The following is a 1,104-nucleotide window of genomic DNA, read 5'->3' as shown; positions in this document are numbered from 1 at the left end:
GACACTCGGGCCCTCGGCCTGCACAACCTCAGCCCACGGCACGAAAACGGTCCACCGACCCCGTCGGCGGACCGTCACGAAAATTCGAGGTTAGGGCGAGTGTTATCTTCTTCGATCAGCACCCTAATCCTGCTGGCGAGTATCCTCAAACATCCAGAATCTGGGTCTACGACCTGCGCTCAGGACGACGATTCGACCCCAGCGATAATCCGCTCAACCAACGGGACCTGAACGCCTTCGTGTCTGCGTACGGTCCGGGTCTCCCCCGAGCGGAGCGCCGGGAGACAGAAAACTTCCGATGCTTCGGCATCCACGATGTGCTCGACCATGACCACGCAAGCCTTGATCTCACACCGCCGAACAAAGCCTCAGGGGAGGGCTCCCCTGCCGCTCCCGAAGAGATCGCCCAAGGTGTTCTTGAGGATCTGCAAATAGCTCTGCAGGAATTCAAGGAGCTGACTGCGGAGCTGCTGTACGACGACGCTGAGTGAGCCGCATATCGCCAGTCGCGCTGGCTGCCGACGGTCACGTACCTCCCCAGGTGGTGCTTGAGGCGGTGGTCAGCACGGAAGCCACACAATCAGCAGATTAACCTCGCCGTTTCGGTTGAGATGAGGCCGGAAGCAGGGAGGAAAAACGAACGTGCCTTCTGAGCTGGGACGATGAACCTTAGGCTTGTCCCGTAAATGATCTTTGAGTCGATGGAGGCATGGCTGCTCGGGCGACGACGGCCGCTCCTATCCGGCGAGGTTGAGGTTGTGCAGGCGGGCGATGCCGAGCATGGCTTGGTGAACCCCGTCCCCTTTGAGGCGGCAGTCTCGGAGGATCTTCCAGGTCTTCATGCGGGCGAAGGTGTGCTCGACGCGGGCGCGGACCTGTTTGTGGGACTTATTGTGGGCCTGCTTCCACTCGGACAGCTCTTCGCCTTTGCGGCGGCGGTGAGGCATCACGAGTCCGGTGCCGGGATAGCCGCCGTCGGCGATCGTCATGGTCGTGCCGACGGCGGCCTTGGCGCCGGATTCCTCCCACGCCTTGCAGTCGTTGCGGTTGCCGGGAAGGGGCTTGCCGACCACGACGACCAGGCGGGTGTCGGCGTCGATGACC

At 62.1% G+C, this 1,104-nt stretch carries 1 protein-coding gene and 1 pseudogene; one reads left to right on the top strand and one right to left on the bottom strand.

Annotation, left to right across the window (positions count from 1 at the left end; all coding sequences use genetic code 11):
- Positions 1 to 491 (top strand): annotated as a pseudogene (locus tag ACFV8T_RS45635) (hypothetical protein); the annotation flags it as partial.
- Between the two features lie 246 nt (positions 492 to 737).
- On the opposite strand, the gene ACFV8T_RS45630 reads toward ACFV8T_RS45635, so the two are convergent.
- Positions 738 to 1,104, bottom strand: a 367-nt coding sequence (locus ACFV8T_RS45630; RefSeq protein ID WP_385339819.1) for a transposase, incomplete at its 5' end; no start/stop codon positions are given.

Origin of the sequence: Streptomyces sp. NPDC059832, assembly GCF_042731715.1 — a bacterium.
In the GTDB taxonomy this organism is placed as follows: Bacteria; Actinomycetota; Actinomycetes; order Streptomycetales; family Streptomycetaceae; genus Streptomyces.
The sequence above is the reverse complement of the archived record's forward strand: the minus strand, read 5'-3'. Positions and strand labels throughout refer to the sequence as shown.